The 20,924-nt window shown below is 26.4% G+C and carries 20 protein-coding genes and 1 other annotated feature; of the genes, 7 read left to right on the forward strand and 13 right to left on the reverse strand.

The window, feature by feature from the left end; all coding sequences use genetic code 11:
• Position 1: 1 nt before the first annotated feature.
• The 6 genes from ACZJV1_RS14300 to ACZJV1_RS14325 all read right to left on the reverse strand — a co-directional run bounded on the left by ACZJV1_RS14300 (position 2) and on the right by ACZJV1_RS14325 (position 6,084).
• Positions 2–1,252, reverse strand: coding sequence for a glycosyltransferase family 2 protein (locus tag ACZJV1_RS14300; protein WP_460286909.1), 1,251 nt, complete (start codon positions 1,250–1,252; stop codon positions 2–4).
• A gap of 11 nt (positions 1,253–1,263) precedes the next feature.
• Positions 1,264–2,253 carry a DUF2334 domain-containing protein gene (locus ACZJV1_RS14305; protein WP_463650577.1) on the reverse strand — a complete coding sequence of 330 codons (990 nt, stop codon included), beginning with the start codon at positions 2,251–2,253 and terminating at the stop codon, positions 1,264–1,266.
• Positions 2,243–3,094, reverse strand: a complete 852-nt coding sequence (locus ACZJV1_RS14310) for a GGDEF domain-containing protein (RefSeq protein WP_460286907.1) — start codon at positions 3,092–3,094, stop codon at positions 2,243–2,245. The genes ACZJV1_RS14305 and ACZJV1_RS14310 overlap by 11 nt, the downstream gene beginning before the upstream one ends.
• Positions 3,094–4,539 (reverse strand): glycan biosynthesis hexose transferase WsfD, encoded by a 1,446-nt coding sequence (gene wsfD, locus ACZJV1_RS14315; RefSeq protein WP_460286906.1) that lies wholly within the window; start codon positions 4,537–4,539, stop codon positions 3,094–3,096. Before wsfD ends, ACZJV1_RS14310 begins: the two co-directional genes overlap by 1 nt.
• 187 nt (positions 4,540–4,726) lie before the next feature.
• On the reverse strand, positions 4,727–5,569 hold the full coding sequence (locus tag ACZJV1_RS14320) for a CvfB family protein (RefSeq protein WP_460286905.1): 843 nt from the start codon (positions 5,567–5,569) through the stop codon (positions 4,727–4,729).
• Between the two features lie 14 nt (positions 5,570–5,583).
• Entirely contained in the window at positions 5,584–6,084 is a 501-nt protein-coding gene (locus ACZJV1_RS14325) for a gamma carbonic anhydrase family protein (RefSeq protein WP_460286904.1), read from the reverse strand.
• 133 nt (positions 6,085–6,217) lie between these two features.
• On the opposite strand from ACZJV1_RS14325, the gene ACZJV1_RS14330 reads away from it, so the two are divergent.
• Positions 6,218–7,249, forward strand: coding sequence for a CehA/McbA family metallohydrolase (locus ACZJV1_RS14330; protein ID WP_460286903.1), 1,032 nt, complete (start codon positions 6,218–6,220; stop codon positions 7,247–7,249).
• A gap of 148 nt (positions 7,250–7,397) precedes the next feature.
• Here the strand turns inward: ACZJV1_RS14330 and ACZJV1_RS14335 are convergent, their stop codons facing one another.
• On the reverse strand, positions 7,398–7,736 hold the full coding sequence (locus ACZJV1_RS14335) for a hypothetical protein (protein ID WP_460286902.1): 339 nt from the start codon (positions 7,734–7,736) through the stop codon (positions 7,398–7,400).
• 265 nt (positions 7,737–8,001) lie between these two features.
• Here ACZJV1_RS14335 and ACZJV1_RS14340 point away from each other — a divergent pair, with 265 nt between their 5' ends.
• On the forward strand, positions 8,002–8,469 hold the full coding sequence (locus ACZJV1_RS14340) for an Lrp/AsnC ligand binding domain-containing protein (protein WP_411168566.1): 468 nt from the start codon (positions 8,002–8,004) through the stop codon (positions 8,467–8,469).
• Positions 8,470–8,541: 72 nt separating this feature from the next.
• Positions 8,542–8,748: a DUF378 domain-containing protein gene (locus ACZJV1_RS14345; RefSeq protein WP_411168567.1), complete on the forward strand. Its 207-nt coding sequence runs from the start codon at positions 8,542–8,544 to the stop codon at positions 8,746–8,748.
• A gap of 66 nt (positions 8,749–8,814) precedes the next feature.
• On the opposite strand, the gene ACZJV1_RS14350 is transcribed toward ACZJV1_RS14345, so the two are convergent.
• The 3 genes from ACZJV1_RS14350 to ACZJV1_RS14360 form a co-directional block, all read right to left on the reverse strand.
• Positions 8,815–10,158, reverse strand: coding sequence for a DUF2334 domain-containing protein (locus tag ACZJV1_RS14350; RefSeq protein ID WP_460286901.1), 1,344 nt, complete (start codon positions 10,156–10,158; stop codon positions 8,815–8,817).
• A 153-nt stretch (positions 10,159–10,311) separates the two neighbouring features.
• Complete coding sequence (locus tag ACZJV1_RS14355; protein ID WP_460286900.1) at positions 10,312–12,060, reverse strand: phosphoenolpyruvate carboxykinase (ATP); 1,749 nt, start codon at positions 12,058–12,060, stop codon at positions 10,312–10,314.
• A 347-nt stretch (positions 12,061–12,407) separates the two neighbouring features.
• Complete coding sequence (locus tag ACZJV1_RS14360) at positions 12,408–13,121, reverse strand: lysophospholipid acyltransferase family protein (protein ID WP_463650578.1); 714 nt, start codon at positions 13,119–13,121, stop codon at positions 12,408–12,410.
• Between the two features lie 183 nt (positions 13,122–13,304).
• Here ACZJV1_RS14360 and ACZJV1_RS14365 point away from each other — a divergent pair, with 183 nt between their 5' ends.
• Positions 13,305–14,147 (forward strand): ComEC/Rec2 family competence protein, encoded by an 843-nt coding sequence (locus tag ACZJV1_RS14365; protein ID WP_463650579.1) that lies wholly within the window; start codon positions 13,305–13,307, stop codon positions 14,145–14,147.
• Between the two features lie 66 nt (positions 14,148–14,213).
• Here the strand turns inward: ACZJV1_RS14365 and ACZJV1_RS14370 are convergent, their stop codons facing one another.
• Positions 14,214–15,005, reverse strand: a complete 792-nt coding sequence (locus tag ACZJV1_RS14370) for a ribonuclease H-like domain-containing protein (protein WP_460286897.1) — start codon at positions 15,003–15,005, stop codon at positions 14,214–14,216.
• Between the two features lie 286 nt (positions 15,006–15,291).
• Here ACZJV1_RS14370 and ACZJV1_RS14375 point away from each other — a divergent pair, with 286 nt between their 5' ends.
• From ACZJV1_RS14375 to ACZJV1_RS14385, 3 genes are read left to right on the forward strand one after another with little or no spacing between them, the layout of a single operon-like run.
• Entirely contained in the window at positions 15,292–15,513 is a 222-nt protein-coding gene (locus ACZJV1_RS14375; RefSeq protein WP_411168573.1) for a FeoA family protein, read from the forward strand.
• Positions 15,514–15,524: 11 nt separating this feature from the next.
• A complete protein-coding gene (gene feoB, locus ACZJV1_RS14380; RefSeq protein ID WP_460286895.1) occupies positions 15,525–17,285 on the forward strand; it encodes a ferrous iron transport protein B in 1,761 nt (586 codons plus the stop codon).
• A gap of 14 nt (positions 17,286–17,299) precedes the next feature.
• Complete coding sequence (locus ACZJV1_RS14385) at positions 17,300–17,464, forward strand: FeoB-associated Cys-rich membrane protein (RefSeq protein ID WP_322388401.1); 165 nt, start codon at positions 17,300–17,302, stop codon at positions 17,462–17,464.
• A 54-nt stretch (positions 17,465–17,518) separates the two neighbouring features.
• Here the strand turns inward: ACZJV1_RS14385 and ACZJV1_RS14390 are convergent, their stop codons facing one another.
• Both ACZJV1_RS14390 and argS read right to left on the reverse strand, forming a co-directional pair.
• Positions 17,519–18,655 (reverse strand): AI-2E family transporter, encoded by a 1,137-nt coding sequence (locus ACZJV1_RS14390; protein ID WP_460286894.1) that lies wholly within the window; start codon positions 18,653–18,655, stop codon positions 17,519–17,521.
• 115 nt (positions 18,656–18,770) lie between these two features.
• Positions 18,771–20,462, reverse strand: a complete 1,692-nt coding sequence (gene argS / locus ACZJV1_RS14395; RefSeq protein ID WP_460286892.1) for an arginine--tRNA ligase — start codon at positions 20,460–20,462, stop codon at positions 18,771–18,773.
• A gap of 55 nt (positions 20,463–20,517) precedes the next feature.
• Positions 20,518–20,725 (reverse strand) — a binding site (T-box leader).
• Between the last annotated feature and the right edge of the window lie 199 nt (positions 20,726–20,924).

Raw genomic sequence — 20,924 nt, forward strand, 5'->3', positions numbered from 1 at the left:
TTTAAAACCTCTCTGTTTTATACCACTTAGCTTCTCTTTTAAATATCACATCTTTTAAGTAATTATAAAACCCCAGGGCTGCTACTATTCCCCATAACTTACAATAAGTAAAATACATAAGCATTACTACAAAAGTATTTTTTATAGTTAATTCTCCTTTTTCTGTTGATATGGCAACTAATATAGATAAAACAAATACTGAATAAGCCATTATCCAAAGAATCGTATTATAACCTAGTATATTTATATGAACCAGTCCAATAGCCCCTAATACAAATATTGCATCTGACACAATAGTTGCAGATAAAAAGAAAAAATAAATAAGAATATAATAAAATATATCAAATCTAGTGGCTCCTGCTGTTTTATCAAATAAATACTTAAAATTTTTAATTACCACATAAGTATTTCCCTTAGCCCATCTTGATCTTTGCTTAAACCAGACATTTAATGTTTGTGGTTCCTGTTCCCATGTTACTGCTGATGGCATAAATTTTATTTTATATCCCATCCTATATATTCTAAAGCTGAGCTCTGTATCCTCAGTTATTGCCTTTGTATCCCAGCCATTTATTTCTTCTAATATACTTCTTCTTATTACAAAGTTTGTTCCTGGTATAGTACATAACTTAAACAGTTTCCACCTACCTGCTTGTGCCATCCATTGAAATGTTAAGGTTTCTATATTAATAAAGCTTGTAAGTATATTTACATTTTTATTTCTACATCTAAATTTACCTATAACTGCTCCAAGATTATCATCCTTTATTAGTGTCTGAGTCAAATATTTTAAAGCTTCTTTTTCTGGAGTGTTATCAGCATCATACACTGCTAATATTTCTCCTTTACTTTTTGAAAATCCAATATTTAATGCCGTTGACTTACCTTTGCCACCAGTATTTTTATCAGTATTAATAATTATGAAATTTCTATCACTATATTCTTTTTTTACTCTAGCTAATATTTCTGCTGAATTATCACTTGAATTATCATTTATTATTATTACTTCATACCTATTCTTTGGATACTCAATCTCTAATAAAGATCTTGCAGTCTTTTCTATTACTTTTCCTTCATTATGCGCAGGAACTAGTACTGAAACAAATGGGTATTCATCTAAACTTTCATCTAGCTTTGTATTCATAATATCTAAATAATAAAAGTATCCTCCTATAACAAGAATCACATTAATTAAAATTATTAACCAAATAACTATAAGAGAATATAAAATTACATAATCAAATATATTCATACCTATACTCCCTATTTTAAGAATTTCTTTCTATCTAAGTTACTATTTCTAATTACTATAATTATAAATATAAAACTAACTAATATAGTTAATAAAATAATCCACTTATTTGCATATGATAAATTTATCCTATTATTTTCTATAGGTTTAGTTTCTATCTTATTGCCCACCATATTTTCAAATTCTTCTATTGATATAAATTTTTGTGGAGTTACATTAGAATTATTTAAACTAATACTGCCATTATGTCCCTCTAAAATATTCTCTCCTAAATGAATATAAGTATTTACATATTTAAAATTATCAAAGTAAACGTCTTTATTATTTAACATTTGTATATTATTTTTAAATTCTCCTATATCCATATCTCCTTTTAGAGTAATTGCTTTATTATTAAAGTAACTATTCTTATAGTAAAAATCTTCTATAGGTATTTTTTCTATAATGTTATCTATTTTATCTATATTCTCAAAGCTATCTACATCTATTTTTTTTATTTCTTTCTTAGTATCTAAAAATATAGTATTGGAAGTGTTTAAATATTTGTATGCTTCATTATAATATAGCAAGTCCTCTGGTACATCTATTGCACTTGGATATACTAAATAATCTAAAAAATTTTTATTAGCTTTTGTCATTTTACTCAATATATCATCTATACCTGCATTGACACTATCCTTTTGATATATATATGGAAAATGTAATATTATTGCTCCATCCTTTGCTTGGGCATATCGTAAAGCTTCTGCATATCTTCTCATTGCATTTGAATTTGTATTATTAAATACAGGCATAGCAGATATTATAAAAGGATAACCCTTATCATATAAATAATCTATTTTCTCTACTAATAGATTTAAATCATCAAATGGATAAACCTCGTCTAGCATTAAGTATATTTTTTCATTTTCTTTAGCGCATATATGATCCCTAGTGAAAAATATATTAAATATCACTAAAAATATAATTAATATTTTTATATTATTTCTCTTATAAATCATATTCTAATTCCTTCTCAGCATTTTTTAATAACTCTAAAGGTTCATCTACTTCTCCATCATATGTATAAAATCCAACTTGAATTTCTATATTTACATTTTTCTTAAACTTGCTATTTTTCATTTCTATATTAGATATATTCTTTTTTAATCTCTTCTCTATTACTTTTGCTCCTTTATTATCAGAAATTAATATGTAAACAAATGTATTATCATTTAAAATATATTTTCTGTCTTCAACTCTTAAAGACTTACTTAACACCTCTGAGGATTTTACTAATATTTTATTGAAATAATTTTTCCCAACTATAGTTTTTAATCTATCACTATATTTAAATTTCACAATCATAATTGTAATAGGTATTCCATATCTCTTACTCATACTTATGTAGATTGGCATTTCATTATCAAAAGCCTTGATATTTCTATCTCCAGTAAGTGGATCTATCATTACAAGTTCTTCATTGAGGACCTCTAAGTTCTTCACTTCATTTTGAAGTAATAATATATTTTTTGAAACTAGTGAAACAATTAATGAAGTAACTGGAATTAATATAAGCCAAATGTATACAGTATTATTTATTGTGTAACCAGTTGATATATTTTTATATAAACTATAAGTTCCATATATGAAATCTATTGCTAATGTTAATACTAATGCTATAGTTACATTAAAATAGTAGCTTACTAAAGCAATTATCATAAGAATTGTTAACATAATATAATTTTCAAAATTATCTTTAAAATTTATAAATGTCATTATTATAGAAAGTACTAAAAAATATGATATTAGTAAATTTATATAAATATCTACTTTTTTTCTTTGGCTATCTTCTTTCACCACTAAGACCTCTCCTTTTTACTTTTATCTTTTAAGAAACTACTTATTGTAAATAAAACCATCAAATCAAAACTTAAGTTATAAAGGAATACATGTTTTGCTAAATCTGCATCTCCTGCACCTATTATAGATATAAATATTTGGGATAATCCTACTAGAAATACATATATTAAACTTTCTTCAAGAATTAAAATGTTTCTATCATTATTCATAATAGAATCTCTATATCTTTTATATGCGAAGATTAAATATACTAATATATATACAACTGACATTATTAATCCTTTTGGTAGTATATTTTCCTTAAAGCTACTCCAAAGCACGAAGAAATTTGATTGCTTTCCAAAGGGCTTACCCTCTATCTTTTCATAGTTTCCCATAACTTTAGGTCTTACAGAGTAAGAATTTTCAAACGCTAAATCTGTCATTTCAGTTAATTTTTTAGGATTTTTTATATAGTATGTAAGTATGGTAAATACTGAATACTTGCTATAAAACTCATTCTTAAGCTTTTCATCATCAGGATTTATCATTGGAATTTTTTCAAAGAATATTTCATTTTGCAAAAGAGAATACTGATTATATATGCCAAATTTCTCTAAAATTTCTTCTGGGTTTGGCTCATTTAATAATACTCCTCTAGTCATAGCATGATATCTGTTTATATGATCAAAATCTCCTTGTATAGATTTATAAAAATATATAGAGCTTATTAAAAATACTGCCATTATTAATATTGAGACTGTTCTAATCTTTATATCTTTCTTAAAAAAACAAATTCTTACTAGCATTATTATTCCTAATAGCCCTATAGGAGCCAATTGTTGCTTTGATCCGAAAAACAAAAATGTAGATAGTCCAAATAATACTAGGTTCACTACATTAAACTTATTAAATTTACACATATATAAAAGCAAGCTTGCACTATATAAAAAACAGCATATATTAACAGCCTCTCCATAAAAAGAGTTATAATAAGCTATATAAGCAGTATCTGAAAATATAATAGTAATTAAACCTACAATTATCAATTTATATATGTTATTTCCTACTCCTTCTACCAATACCTTAGTCATTAAATATATAGCTGCTGCTTGTATTATTACGTATATTAGCGCAAGTATTCTTATATCGAAAATATAATCTTTTGTTACTAATTTATCTATAAATAGTGCTAATTTAATAAATTGAGATTGTGTAGATATAAGAGTTATTTCTGCTTCATTATTATACTTATATATTCCATAATTTTTATTAAAATATCCAAAGAATATATCTTCATTATCCTTTGATAAATGATATAAATCATTTTGACTTATAATTCTGTAATAATCCCCGTTATCTGCCATACCTATTACAGGCGATAGGAATAAGGTAACTAAACTTATTAATAAAAATAGACCTACTGCTAGGATAGAGTAATTTATTCTATTTAGTATATTTTTCATAAATATCATCCTTAATTTAATACTTTTATATTGTGCTTTGTTCAATAGTTATTATGTAATATCTCAACTAAAAAACCTTTTGTATCTATTTTTCTCTCAACTTCTAATTATATGCAAAAAAAATGAGACTTACTTAAGTCTCATTTTAATTTCTTTATTTATTTAACTATTTATTTTGGTTTAGTATTTATTTTAATCTAGTTCCCTCTTCTTCTTGAACTATTTTGCCACTTTTCATAAGTCCACCTAAAGCCATTTTAAAATAATTTTTACTTGTATTAAATGTAGCTTTAATATCTTCTGGCTTTGACTTATCATTAAAAGGCATAAATCCACCATTCTTAGTCATATATTTAAGAATATCCTCTTGTATTTGATCTCTTTCACTTAACCTTGTTTTTCTTGGAGTTAATCCTATAACCCCATCCTCATATATTCTTTTAACTCTTAATTTCATTTCTGTTCCAGGATAAACATCTGTATAATATTCATTTGGAAGTATTAACCCTTTATATTTAGAGTCTATTGCTAAGTAAATAGTTCCTGCTGGTGTCTTTGAATAAACCTGTGCTACAACTTCATCACCAACCTTAAACTCTTTTTCTTCTTCCATTGCATTTTGTAAGTACGCCTCTACCTCTGTAGTTGCTGCTAATCTTCCTGTTTTATCTAAGTAAACATAAAATAAATACTTACTTCCTACTTGTAATTTAAATCTTTGCTCTTTTATAGGAACAAAAATATCTCTATCTAATCCAAAATCAACGAAAGCACCAAATTCTGTTTGAAATACTACCTTTAAATAGGCAACATCTCCAACTATTACTAAAGGCTTTTTAAATGTTGCTATTGGTCTATCTTTTGAATCTCTATATACAAATACTTCTACCTTATCTCCTATTTGTATATTTTTATTTTCTGTAGCTGACTTAGGTAAAAGAACATCAATCTTATCTTCATCACCTAAGTAAAATCCGAACTCCTTTTCTCTCTTAACTTCTAAAACATTATATTGTCCTATATTAATCATTTTTCCTCCTAAATTTATAAGTATGTTTTACTTAACTCTACATAGTTATTTACCGACTTTTGTATACTTTCAATTTCTTCATCTGTTAATTTTCTTATAACCTTTGCAGGACTTCCAAGAATAAGAACTCCTTCTTCAAACTCTTTACCTTGAGGTATCAATGAACCTGCTCCTATTATAGTATTTCTACTTATTTTTGCTCCATTTAATATTATTGATCCCATTCCAACTAAAACATTTTCAGAAATTGTACAGCCATGAATTATAGCTCCATGACCTATGGTTACATTTTTTCCTATATTTGTTTCACAGTGAAAATCAACATGAACAACAGAATTCTCTTGTATATTAGTATTTTCTCCTACATATATTCTATTCATGTCTCCTCTTAATCTAGCTCCGAACCATATATTTGCATTTTTCTCAATAACAACTTCTCCTATTATATCAACACTCTCTGATATATAGCAAGTTTTATCTATTAAAGGTTTTTTACCATTAAAATCTTTTATCATTTTAAGTTTCCTCCTCTTAGTCCTAGCAAATTTACTTTATAAAGTTATTTTATCATTAGAGAATATTATTGTCATTATTTATAACTATTCAATACTATATATAGAATAAGTAATAATTTTTGAGGAGCTTATTTTGGGAAGAAAAAAACATACGAGTTTAAAAGCTTTTGATCAAGATAATTTAAAGTTTTATTATGGAATTCCACATTGTCATACTAGCTTTTCTACTGGAAGAGGCTCTCCTAGTGAAGCCTATGAGTATGGGTACAAAGCTGGATTAAATTTTATGTTTATAACAGATCATAATTCCTTCTTATCAGATGAAATATCTATTAAAGATGATAAATATTCTAAATTTCAAGGAACTAAAGTTTATGCTTCTAAGACTAAAAAGAAATATGATGAATTTTTACCTTTAGTTGGATTTGAATGTAAAACTTATCTTTATGGTGATTTAAATATAGTAAATTCTTCTACCTTTTTTACAGGAGTAGTTAAAGATTTAAATTTGCTTACATTATGGATGTTAAACAATCCTGATGCTTTTATTGCTATTAATCATCCTCATAAAAATATTAAAGCTTTACCTTATAGTCCTATACTAAATAAATTAATAACTTCTATTGAAGTTGGTAATGGAAATCCTGCTAGTAAATATACAAGACATGAAAAATATTACTTTAGCCTTTTAGATGATGGCTGGAAATTAGGTGCTATAAATGGTCAAGATAATCATAAAATAAATTTTGGTGACTCTGAAAATTTAACTGTCTATATAGGTAATGAATTATCTTCATCAGAAATTATAGATGCCTTTAGAGAAAGGAGAACTTACTCTACTGAGTCTAGGTATTTAAAACTTTATTTTACTATTAATGATTATTTTATGGGAGAAGAAATATCTATATCTTCTAATAAACTTAGATTTATGATTTTTACAGAGGATATCAAATATAAGATAAAAGAAATTCAAATAATAACTAATAAAGGATATGTTATTAGAACTATAGAAAACATTAATTTAAGTAGTATTAAATATATGTATGAACATAAAAGAGAAAATAATGAGACATGGTATATAATTAAAATTATTGAAGAAAATGATAAAATCGGTTTTAGCTCACCAATATTCATAAATGATAGTACAGCAAATATGTCTCCATAAAAAAAGTTGACATATATAAGTTTACTTATTCCGTCGCCCCACTCCAAATCAATGCAAACTTAAAGTAAGAAAAGTATAAAATAAATATGGCATACAATATTATGTCTCTCATAAATTGCATGCCATATTTAACTTCAACATATCAAAATTATTTATTTTGATTTTGCATATGTTTTGCTCTGTTTGGTTTAGCCTTAGGTCTAATTTCTATTTTCTTTTCTTTTTTCTTTGGTCCACCTGTAGTTTGAATATCCATAAACCATAAAAAGAACCAAACTATTACTAAAGTAAGTAAAATATTTAACCACATATTAATATTAGCTGTCTTAATAAAAAACTGTAATGCAAATAAAACTAGTGATATCGCTAAAGGAATCCATTTATTTATTCTCACTTTAGAAAATACATACTTCCTTCCTAAGGTAAATAGCACTATCATTAATCCAATAAGTACTGCAAAATATACTATACTCAAAAATATGCCCACGGTATTATTCCTCCTTTAAAACCTTCTATTACTATATTAAAATAAATGTTATCTATTTTCAAGAGCTATACGATTTAAATGTTTGCAATAAATTACACTAATCACTCTTAATAGTATATACTTTCTATATTCTGTTATTTATTATTGCTAAAATACTAATTTTTTTTATTTTATTTATTAAATTTATTATAAATCCCTTCTATTTTAATTAATTATTTGATAGAATATAAAAAGAAATTATAAAATGTTAATAAGAGGTGATTTTATGAGTTTAAATCCAGCCTATCAATTAGACGAATTAGATCTACAAATATTAGATTTACTAATAAAAGATTGCCGAACTCCTTACTTAGAAATAGCAAGAATTTGTCATGTAAGTGGCGGCACAATACATGTAAGAATGAAGAAAATGGAAGAGCTAGGAATAATAAAAGGAACTAGAATACTTTTAAATTTGCCTAAGTTAGGTTATGATGTATGTTGTTTTGTTGGAATATATGTAGACAAAACATCATCTTTTGATTCTGTTTTTGATGAATTGTCTAGAATAAAGGAAGTTGTTGAACTACATCTAACAACAGGAAACTATTCAATTTTTGCTAAAGTAGTTTGTAGAAATATTTCTGATCTTCAAAACATATTGCTTAATAAAATAAATTCAATTGGTGGCATTCAAAGAACAGATACTATTATATCTCTAGAGCAACCTATTGATAGAAACATAACTATTTAAAATAAAATACATAAAAACATTTCTTTAGGTAAGACTATATATTGTAAACCTATTTCAAAAGGAGTGTTTTTTATGAAAGTTTTAGATTCAATAGCACTAATATTAGTTATAATTGGTGCTGTAAACTGGGGATTAATTGGATTTTTCCAATTTAATTTAGTTGACACACTATTTGGAACAATGACTGTTTTTAGCAGAATCATTTATTCTTTAGTAGGTATATCAGGAGTGTACTCTTTATCTTTCTTTGCTAAAGATAGATTTATGAGTTCTAATTAATTACTATAATATAGTGTATTTAGTTTAAATTAAAAGAGTGTGGAAAATTCCGCACTCTTTTAATTTCTATAAATTATTAATATCTTCAAACATGTATTCTGAATCATTAATATACTTAACTAATTGTTTTAAAATAGAATCTTCATTATAATTACATATAACACGTCCATTTTTATCTAAATGTATATCTATATCTTTTAATTCTATAGTTAAATGATAAAAGAAGCTTAATTCTTCATTATTTTTTTTGTTTTTTATTCTATCAATCATAGTGCTTGCTTTATCATCATCTATATAACTTAAAGGAGTTGGGATATACTTTGTAACTCCATTTGTTTTACTAGTAATTATTTTTTTGTTGTACACTTTTATAGAAGGCTCATAAATTATTTTAAAATATTCTTCAAATATTTTTTGTTGTTCAACATTAGTTCTATAGTGAGGTGTTTCCCAATAACTAATAGGAATATTAAGCTTATTTGCAATTTTCAGTGCACTTTCTACTCGTGATCTTATTTCACTTTCTTTATTATAACCTTTATCTCCAAACTCAGATCCTGAAATACTATTACTATCCCCATATTGATGAGTGTATCCATGTAAACCTATATTTCCTCCCTTATTTAATAAATAATCAAGAGTAAATATAAAGTTTGAATTTATCATAGATTCATCTTGAGAAACGTCGTTATATATATGATTTGTATTATTTACATACTTAGGCACCCACGCTACGCTAAAACTTGCATCTTCTTCATCCATATAATCTGCTACAGCTCTTACTTTTTCTAGAGCCGATTTAGTTATGTATAAATCTCCAGCCGTGAAATCTTCAAATCTAATAAATGCTTTTCTATTCTTTTTATGTTTATTATCTTTATTTTTAAAATTCTTTATTTCTTTTTTAGATATGTATATTGATTTATTGTCATAATCCCAATAAGTATTAAGATTTAACATCTCACATAAGTCAAAGAAAGATACATAATATTCGTTATTTTCTTTAAATAACGCTCCTCTTAATTTTGTAGTTGCCTCATTTTCCGTATAAGTTTTTTCCTCTACATTTATATCTACTAAATTAGAAATTTTAATATTATCTGAATCTACTTCTTCACTTTGTCCAAAATAACGTAAAAATTCTGATAAAGGCATATAAGATCTATTATCTTTGTATAATATCTTTTTATTAAACTTTATTTTATTATTTCCAAAGTAAAAAGATAAATCATATGGCAAATCTTTAACCCGTTCTTTATCATTTTCATTTTTACTTTGTAAATTTAAGTTTTCTACAAATTTACCTCCTATGGTATCTGAATATTTAGTTCTTAATTGATACTTTTCAAATAAATTTAGACCTACAATAAATATAATTACACTAAAAAAAATTAAATATACTTTTTTCATATATACCCTTTCCTCATAAAAACAATTTTACAAATCAATTACTAACAATTAATAATTTATTAAATATTTCTAATTAGGCCTTAATACATCAACTTATATTGTACAACTAAAAAGCCTACTTTGAAAGTAGACTTTCTAATTATTAATCTTAATTTATCCTAAATTTTTTATAATATCAAATAATTCTATTGCAGCTTTCTTCGGTCCTTCTTTTTCTTGACCTTCTAATGCTAAACAAGTTTTTATTTGGCCAACTTTAATATTTCCTTTAAACATATCATCAAAGTACTTAGCTATTAGAATATCCATCTCCTCTTGTTTTTGTGCTGGTCCAAATGGATTTGCAAAATAACTTTCAACTAATCCCTTTTCAGAAGTTGTTCCTTTAGCCATTCTAGCTCCTGATTTAAATATCTTTATTGCTTCTTCAGGACTTTTAAAGTACTCAATTGAATTTTCTCCTGCTTTAACTTCTGTATAGTTATTAGCATATAAGAATAAATCTACTTCATATCCTTTTACTATCTCTTTATATGGAGCTACTGGCATAACTAGTCTTGCATTTATTTTATCTGGATTCATAAATATACTTCTATCAATTTCCTTAAAGGCATATCCTTGATCTAAGTCATCTAATCTAACAAATGCTCCAATTTCTGTACCATATCCAATAATTTTACCATCAAAATCTTTAAAGGTACCCATATCATCAAATATTATAGTCATATTACTTATATAATCTTCACTTAGAGTTCTAAATGCTTCTAAACTCTCTGACTTTCCTGCACCGCTATCCCCCATAATTACAACATTAGCTGTGTTTCCATCTTTAAGTTCAATATTAACCATAGCACCATGTATAGGTAAGTATCCTCTCTTAATCATTACTAAATTGTGTAATGTAAGAGTCATTTTCTTCATATATCCAAAGTAATCAATGTTAACAGAATGGTTTACATAACCTATCATAATATTATTTTCTTTATCATCATAGAACACAGTTTTATCTTCATTTTTATTATCTGTTGCTCCAAATACATAAACTAAATCTGGCTTTTTACCTCTATATTCTTCACATCTAGCCATTTCAAACAAGTTGCATAAAGTTATTCCATGTTGCATAAAGTCCCTATGGAAATATATAAATGCTATAAGTTCTCCTACTTTAGCTGGATAACAAAACCAATGATCTTTATTTAAAGTTGCATATGATAAAGGATTAGTCTTTATTTCTGTAAACATACCACTTCTTGTATTCTTTTTAGGATATGTTATAAATGGTGTTTCTAATAAAATACTATCAATAAATTCTATATCTTCTAAAGCTTCATAGCCCTTTGGTAATGGCCATAAAATTTTATTAATTATTATAGAAGCATTTCCACCAACCGGAATTTGTCTGAATACATTGGGTTTGTATCCTAATACATTCTTTTCTATTTTTCTATATAATTTTAATATTAAATTCGATAATGCCGTGTTCGCTTGAGTAAAGCTAACTGCTGATAAACCATCTTGAAGTTTGTTGCTATGAATTATTGTATATCTTTCTAGTCTTCTCCAGAATAAATATAAGTCTTCTATAAAAGCTATAAATCTATCTTTATCTTCAAATAAATCCTTATAATAAGAATTGGCTTCTACTATTTCTTCTACATTCATGACAGTACAATATTTAAATATCTTTGATAAATGCTTAGAAATTTCTGATATATCTTCCGTTTTTAACCCTTCTTTTAAATATCTCCAGCTTAATGTTACTTTTTTCTTTGACTTCTTTAAATAGTTCTCTATAACCCTTCTGAATCCTTCACTTTCAACTAATTCTTCGAAAGTGCTACAATATTTAGCTGTAAAATTAATTAATACTTTATCATTACTTATTGAAAACTCTTTACGCATAAATAGCCCCCCTTTTTTGAAATATACATAGGTTAAAAACTTCATTTTTCCATTAATTTTTTATATTATAACATAAATTATGCAAGTTTAGTAATAATCTTTTTTCATTCTCCAAAATTATTATGACTTTTCAATAAATTTAATTAAGGAAAACGTAATCACTCCTCTTTATTAAGTATATTTTTAAAAATTTATTAAATTCTCGAATTATTTTATGTATACAAGCATTAACATTTACAATATAAACGAATTTTATTCTCTATAATATAATAATAATATGTAAATCCTGTTAATTTTTATAAAAATAAACCATAGTATTGTTTTAAATCAATACTATGGTTTATTTATTATTCTTGTCCTAAGTTTTTTGCTATTACTTCTCTAACTTTATCCATAAGACCTTTTTCTTCTTCTCTAGTTAAATTTTCTGTATAAATAGGCTCTCCAAATGTAATAGTTATATCTATAGGTTTAAATTTTCTATCTATCTCAAATGCTCTATAAGCTCCATCTATAGAAACTGGTACTATTGGCGCTTTAGCCATAGTAGCTAATTTCAAACTACCCTTTTTAAATTCTCTTAGTTTTCCATCCTTACTTCTCGTTCCTTCTGGAAATATAGCCATGCTATAACCATTTTTTATATTCTCTGCTCCTTTTCTTATTACTTTAATAGCTTCTCTTGCATTTTCTCTATCTAATGGAACACAATTATATTGCTTCATCCAATATCCTAAAATAGGTGCTTTAGCCATTTCTTGTTTTGCAACAAATCCCATACATTTGCCTACTGAATCTATAAGAAGAGGTATATCTAAAATACTAGTATGATTGCCTATATAGCAACATGGAACATTTGGAATATTCTCTTTTCCCTTTATTGTCACATTCATTCCTAGTGTCTTGTGTATTGTATATTTTGCCCACTTTTCACCAACTTGTCCACTGTACTCAACTCCAGCTTTTTTCCCTTTAGTTTTTTTTATATACCAAAGCTTTATACCTTTTAATTGCATATATATCATATATAAGCCATAATTAAACACTTTAAAAAAACTCATTATTTATTCACCACCATAATTTAATTCTTATATTATTATAAATGTATATATTTTTTTCTTCAATTATATTTTTATTTTATTATGTTTATAATATAGATATGTTATAAATTACAAACTAAATTATGCATTTAATTTAGTTATTTAAATAAGAGTTGTACTAAATTCAATTTAAGGAGATTAGAATTGAAGAAAAAATTAATTTATCTTATTTTTAACCTTTTTCTAGTAATATTCCTATTTCAATGCAGCTTTAAAAATAGTAAACCTGTATCAATAAATGATAATAAAAACATGAAAGTTCATTATATAGATGTTGGCCAAGGTGATTCCATATTAGTTCAAGTAAACTCTAAAAATCTGCTTATAGATTCCGGTTCTAGCACTTCAAAAGGTAAGTTATTAAAATACTTAAAATCTTTGAATATAGATAAATTTGATTATATAGTAGCAACTCATCCACATGAAGACCATATAGGAAATATGAGCTATATAATTGATAAATTTAAGGTTTTAAACTTTTATGCTCCCAAAGTAGAAAGTTCAACAAAAGCCTTTGAAACCATGGTCGAATCACTAATTAGAAAAGATTTGAAAATTAAGGTTTTAAAAGCTAATGTAAAATCAATAGACCTTGGTGAAAATACTAAAGTAGAAGTTTTTTCTCCACTTTCAGAGAATTATGATGACTTAAATAACTACTCTCCTATAATAAAAATATCTTATGGTAGCACTTCATTTTTATTCACTGGTGATGCAGAGGAGTTTTCTGAAAAGGAGGTTCTAAATGCTAGCTTTAATTTAAAATCTGATGTGTTAAAAATAGGGCATCATGGTTCTTCTAGCTCCACATCAAAAAATTTCTTTACTGCAGTAAATCCTTCTATTACAGTAATCTCTGTTGGAAATGATAACAGCTACGGACATCCTACTAATAAAGTATTATCTATTATTGAAGAAACTTTTATTTATAGAACTGATAAAGATGGTACTATAGTAATTACCTCTGATGGAAACTCTATAAAATGATAGATGCTCCTAAAATTTTAGGAGCATCTATCATTTAAGAATTTATTCTTAAATTAATATTTAAATCTATTTTAACTCTTCTAATGCATCCTTTTGTTCACTTAATAATATATTCTCTTCTTCTTCTTTATTTAAGTCTTCTTGTTTATTTACATTATCCTCTGTATTATTAACATCAACTACTTTTTCAACTTCCTGCTTTTCACTTTGTTCTTCTTCTGAATTTACATACTCTTTCCATTTCATATATATGCTATATAAATTCGTAACATCTTGCTCATTGTATAAAAGGATTGTTTCTATCTTTTCTTTAGGCATTCTTAAAATATATTCTCTATCTTTTAACACCTTATTGAAAGTTTTTGCTAGATTAGAGCCACTAATAAGATCTCCTTCTCTATGAATCCCAAATTCTTTTTCCAAATTTTTCAATCCTATAGAGTGTCCCTTTTCCTTTTCATACTCTCTTTGAATATCTATATCTTCAAATTCCTTAGAAAAATTAAATTCTATTCTATATTTTTTAAACAAATAATTTATTACTGTATAATCGTTGTTTCCTGAGAAAGTAACAATTGCTTTTTTTCCTTTTCTTTTCATTTTCAAAAAATATCTTTTAGCCAAATCTAATATTTGTATTACTTCCCCTTTATTTTCTATCATATACTGAGTAACATATAATTTATTTTTTTCATAAATACAAGCTCCAAAAACACCTATACATTTTGGTTTTTTATAAACATAGTGTTCTAAATCAAAAAATATTAGTTCTTCAGGAGGCCTGTTAATTGTATTAGTTTTTAGCATGAAATCTCTTGCTAAAGAATCTACCTCTATTATATTTTCTCTAATAATCACGTTACCACTCTTTCTTCCTTATCATTATCACCTTTAAGTTCCTTAGTTTATCTTATAATATTATATCACCTTTTATAACAATGTAAAAACAAATAAAATTTAAAATCTTTCTACTTATATAATATTATGTAAGTTATTATATGTTCTTTTTAAGATAATTATATTTAAGTAATTTACAATTTTCTATTGATAACTTTTTTCAATTAATAACAAAAAGTATTGACTATCTTTTCACACTTTGATATTATAATATCATGATAATGATTTTCAATACGAGGTGGATGGTATGAGTCTATGTGATTTAAATTTAGGAGAAAAAGCTATAATAAAATCTATAAGTGGTGATGATAAACTTGCTAAAAGATTATTAGCACTAGGTTGCATCGAAGGAACTGAAATTGAACTTAAAAGAGTTGCTCCTTTAGGTGACCCAATAATAGTTAACCTTAGAGGATTTGATTTAGCAATTAGAAAAAGTGATGCTAAAAATATATTTTTAGCTGTATAGGGGGAATACGAATGACAACAGTAGCACTACTTGGAAATCCAAATGTAGGGAAAACTACACTTTTTAATTATTTAACTGGTTCTAACCAAAGAATTGGGAACTGGGCTGGAGTTACAGTTGATAAAAAAGAAGGTTTTTTTAGTAATATTAAAATGGTAGATTTACCTGGTATATATGCCATGGATACCTATTCTAATGAAGAGAAGATTTCTAAAGCATTTTTAGAAACTGATGAAGTCGATGTTATTTTAAATATAATTGATGCTTCTAATATAGATAGAAATCTTTATTTAACAACACAATTAAAGCAGTTTAAAAAACCTATCATATTAGCTATAAATATGATAGACGTAGCAGAAAAAAAAGGTATTAATTTAGATTACAATAAACTATCAGAACTTATGCAAGTAACAGTAATTCCAATAGTAGCTTCTAAAGCTCAAGGAATTGATGCTATAAAAAATGCATTAGAATCTGGTAATTTTTTAAGAAATATAGATGATAATGATTATCAATTCAAAAATGAAAAAGAAACTTATGCATTTATTGAAGATATACTTAGTAAATGTAACAAAACTGTAGATAAATCTAAAACTACTTTTAAAGACAAGTTAGATAATTTCTTACTAAATCCCTTCCTTGCATATCCAATATTTATAATAATAATGGCATTAATGTTTCAAATTACATTTGCATGGATAGGACAACCTTTATCTGATCTGCTAGATGGATTATTAAATGATTCACTTTTACCTTATCTATCAGATTTATTATCTAATACGTCTCCATGGTTCCAATCACTTATTGTTGATGGTATCGTGGCTGGTGTTGGAGGAATAGTTGTATTACTTCCTATAATTCTTGCACTATTTGCTTGTATTTCTGTACTTGAAGACAGTGGTTATATGGCTAGAGTTGCATTTATAATGGATAAGCTAATGAGAAAAATGGGCCTTTCAGGTAAAGCTTTTATACCTATGATTGTTGGTTTTGGTTGCACAGTTCCTGCGATAATGTCTGCTAGAACTTTAGAAAGTGAAAAGGATAGAAAGCTTACCGCATTATTAGTTCCGTTAATGAGTTGTAATGCTAGGTTACCAGTTTATGCTATATTTGCATCAGTGTTTTTCCCTAATTATGTGGGATTAGTAGTTGCTCTTTTATATTTACTAGGTGTTATATTAGCATTTATTTTAGGAATACTATTTAAAAATACTTTATTTAAAAAGGATGAAGAACCATTTATAATTGAGCTACCTGAATATAAAGCTCCTTCATTAAAAAGTGTAGGTAAGCAAGTTTATGAAAAGGCTAAAAGCTTTTTAATTAAAGCGGGAACTATAATCTTTGCAATGAGTGTAATCATTTGGTTCTTATCAAACTTTAATTTTTCTGGCATGGTTGATGTTAATGATAGTATTTTAGCTTCAATTGGAAACATAATAGCTCCAGTATTTAAACCTTTAGGTTTCGGTAACTGGCAAAGTTCAGTATCACTACTAACAGGATTATTAGCTAAGGAAACTGTTGTTGCATCTATGGGAATTATATTTGCTGGTGATTTAACCTTAATGCTTCCAGCATATTTTACAGCTGCATCTGCAATATCTTTCTTAGTATTTGTTTTACTATATACTCCTTGTATATCAGTTATAGGTGCGATGAAGAAAGAATATGGAGCAAAATTCACTTTATTTGCAAGTTCTTATCAACTAGTTCTAGCTTGGGTAGTTTCATTTATAGCATTTAACATAGCTAAATTATTTATATAAAAGAAGGTGTTTCTGTGGAAATATTAATTACTTTAATTATTGTAGCTTTCGCTGGTTTTACAATATATAAAACTGTAAGGAAATCTTCTAAGGGTGGCTGTAATTGTGGTAGTTGCTCTAATCATTGCCCAATGTATGAAGATAAGGAAAATGGAATTAAACTTGAAAAGAAAAAATAGTAAAAGGCTTAAGGGAATTTATTTTTTGTTCCCTTAAGCCTTTTTAACATTAAACTAAATTTTATCTGCAAGCTTTACTAATTCTTCATTTTTCTTCATTAATCTTTCATAATATATTTTTATAGTTGCAATTGTTGGTGATGCAAGAAGCATTCCTAAAGCTCCATAGAATCCCCCACCTACTAATACAGCTAAAATTATGAAAAATGGTCTAACACCTACTTTATCACCAATTAATTTAGGATCTAGATACCATCCATCAAATAATTGTAATACTAGTAAAACTAAAAATACAATTAATCCTTTTGTTGGTGATACAAATACATTAAATAAAAATCCTACTATTTCCCCAATAAAAGGTCCAAAATATGGAATCATATTAGTTACTCCGACGATAACAGCTAATAGAAATGCATACTCTGATTTCACTATAGTTAACAAAACCAATGCCATAGCCGCAATAATTGATGAATCTATAGCTTTAATACCTATATAAGTACCTACCATATTATGATATATTCTAGTAGCCTCAATTAATTTTATAGCTTTTTTCTCTTTTAATATTAAAAACAATACTTTTTTAGTTTCTCTTATTAGTCTGTCTTTATCAACTAAAACATAAATTGAAATTAATAACCCTAAAAATATTTTTACTAATTGACTCGAAATTGTAACTATATAATTTAATGAGCCTTCTAATAAAGCTACTGCCATTGCTCCAACTTGAGTTATAATTTGATTAATATTATCCATAGTTCCTGTAGCAGATATAATTTCTTTTATTGATTCATTATTTAAAATTTTATTTAGCCATCCTTGAGCTTCTTGGATGTAACTTGGCATATTCTTAGTTATATCTATTGCACTATTTACTATATTAGGAATAAAGTATATAGAAGTTAATGCTACTAAAGCTAATAGTAATAAATATGCACTAAGTATTGCTAATCCTTCTGTTAAATTAAACTTTCTTTTTATTAACTTTACTAAAGGATTTAAGACATATGCAAATATTAATCCGTATATGACTGGTAAAAGCAATGACCATAATTTATTTAATATATTGAAGAAATACGAATAATTTTCTATTATCTTAAATCCTACTAAACCTATCAGTAATGCTAAGACAATAGTTATTAATAAATCTTTATTTTTTATATTTTTAAAAATAGTATCTACTCCTCTCTTCAATTTTCATTGATTATATCATAATAGTACTTTAAAGTCTTCAACAATATTATTCTCTTTTATACTTTCATCGAAAATACATTAAGGGATACGACTTTACGTATCCCCTTGAAATTATCTACATTTTATCTACTACTTCTATTCCTAATAATTCTAAAGAATTTTTTATAACTTGACATGTAGCTTTAACTAAATTTAGTCTAGCTTCTTTTAATTCTTCATCCTCTAAATTTAATACTGAATGAGCATTATAGAATTTATTAAAGGATTTAGCTACTTCAATTGCATATCTTGTAACGATTGAAGGTTCTAATTTTTCTATAGCTAAATGTATTTGCTTTGAAAATCCTTCCATTACTTTTACTAACTCAAATTCTTCCTTAGATATAAGTTTAGAATAATCAGGACTTCCTTTTAATTCTCCTGCTCTTGTTAAAATACTATTTGCTCTTGCATATGAATATTGTACATAAGGACCTGTTTCTCCTTCAAAAGAAAGCATTTCCTTCCAGTCAAATACTATATCTTTTTCTCTTGAATTTTTTAAGTAAGTAAATACTACTGCTCCAACACCAATCTTTTTAGCAACTTCCTCTTTATTTTCTAAATTCGGATTTTTTTCATTTATAGTTTCTATAGTTTTATCTATAGATTCTTTTATTAAATCGTCTAATAAAATTACTTCTCCCTTTCTAGTTGAAAGCTTTCTATCTGCGAATTTTACAAGACCAAAGCCAACATGAATACAATCCTTTGCCCATTCATGTCCTGCAAGCTCTAAAACCTTAAACACTTGCTTAAAATGTAGAGCTTGAGGAGTTCCTACAACGTATATACACTTATGGAAATCATAGTTTTTCTTTCTATACATTGCTGCTGCTAAATCTCTAGTTGCATATATTGACGCCCCATCACCTTTAAGAACTATACAAGGGGGCATGTTGTACTCATCTAGCATTACAACTTGAGCTCCATTACTTTCTACTAGTAATCCCTTTTCTCTTAATTCATTAACTACTACATCCATTTTATCGTTGTAAAAGGCTTCTCCAGCATATGAATCAAACTTGACGTTAAATATCTCATAAATTCTTTCAAATTCTTTTAAGCTTAAATCTCTGAATCTTTTCCATAATTCCTCTACTTCTTTATCTCCATCCTCTAATGCTTTAAAATAAGCTCTTCCTTCATCTTCAAGGGAAGGTTCTTTCTCAGCTTCATCATGGAATTTAACATATATTCTTAAAAGCTCATCTATTGCATTTTTCTCTAATGCTTCTTCATTTCCCCATCTTTTATAAGCAGATATAAGCTTTCCAAATTGTGTTCCCCAATCGCCTAAATGGTTTATTCCTTCAACATTATATCCTTCTTTTTTAAATAATTTATATAAAGAATTACCTATTGCAGTTGTAAATAAATGTCCAACGTGGAATGGCTTTGCTATGTTAGGTGATGAGTATTCCACGCAAACAGTTTTTCCATCTCCTACATTAGAAGAACCATAATTTTCACCTTCAGTTAAAACTTTTTCAATTGTGTTCTTTGTAAAGACACTTTTATCTGCGAAAAAGTTAACATAAGGTCCTACATTTATTATTTTTTCAAACCCATTTTTATTTATTTTTTCTGCTAATTCTTCTGATATCATATTAGGTGCTTTTCTAAAAGCTTTAGCTAATTGGAAACATGGAAATGCATAATCTCCCATTTCACTTTTAGGTGGAATTTCTATAAGTTTTTCTATACTCTCAATATCCATATCAATATGTTTACTTATCGCTTCTGCAACTTTCTTTTTATAATCCATTTTTATCCTCCTTAATTTATGCTAATTTATAAAATAAAAAACCGTCTCTTAATAATTAAGAGACGGATTAAATTCCGCGGTACCACTCTGATTGCATAAAATGCCACTCAATGCTTTAACGCAGCTATACGAACTATCCTACTTATAATTTTCAGTAGCTATCTCCAAGGCTCTCTTCCTAATATTTTATCTTATAAGGCTTACACCAATTCCTTACTCGCTTAAAGAATCAAATATAGTACTCTTCTCTTCATAGATAATAAACTTATTACAATTTAATATAAACATTATACATAAATGAAACTTTTATTGTCAACCTAAAAGAGGTTTATATATAAATATATTTAGTTAACATATATATGTTTCACTTAATGATCTACATCATTATGGTGTTATAAGATTAAAAGTTAATAGTCTTATTTAAGTAAAATGGCAAAATTGAAAGCATATATATTTTTAAAT

This window comes from Clostridium sp. LS3 (genome assembly GCF_055330225.1).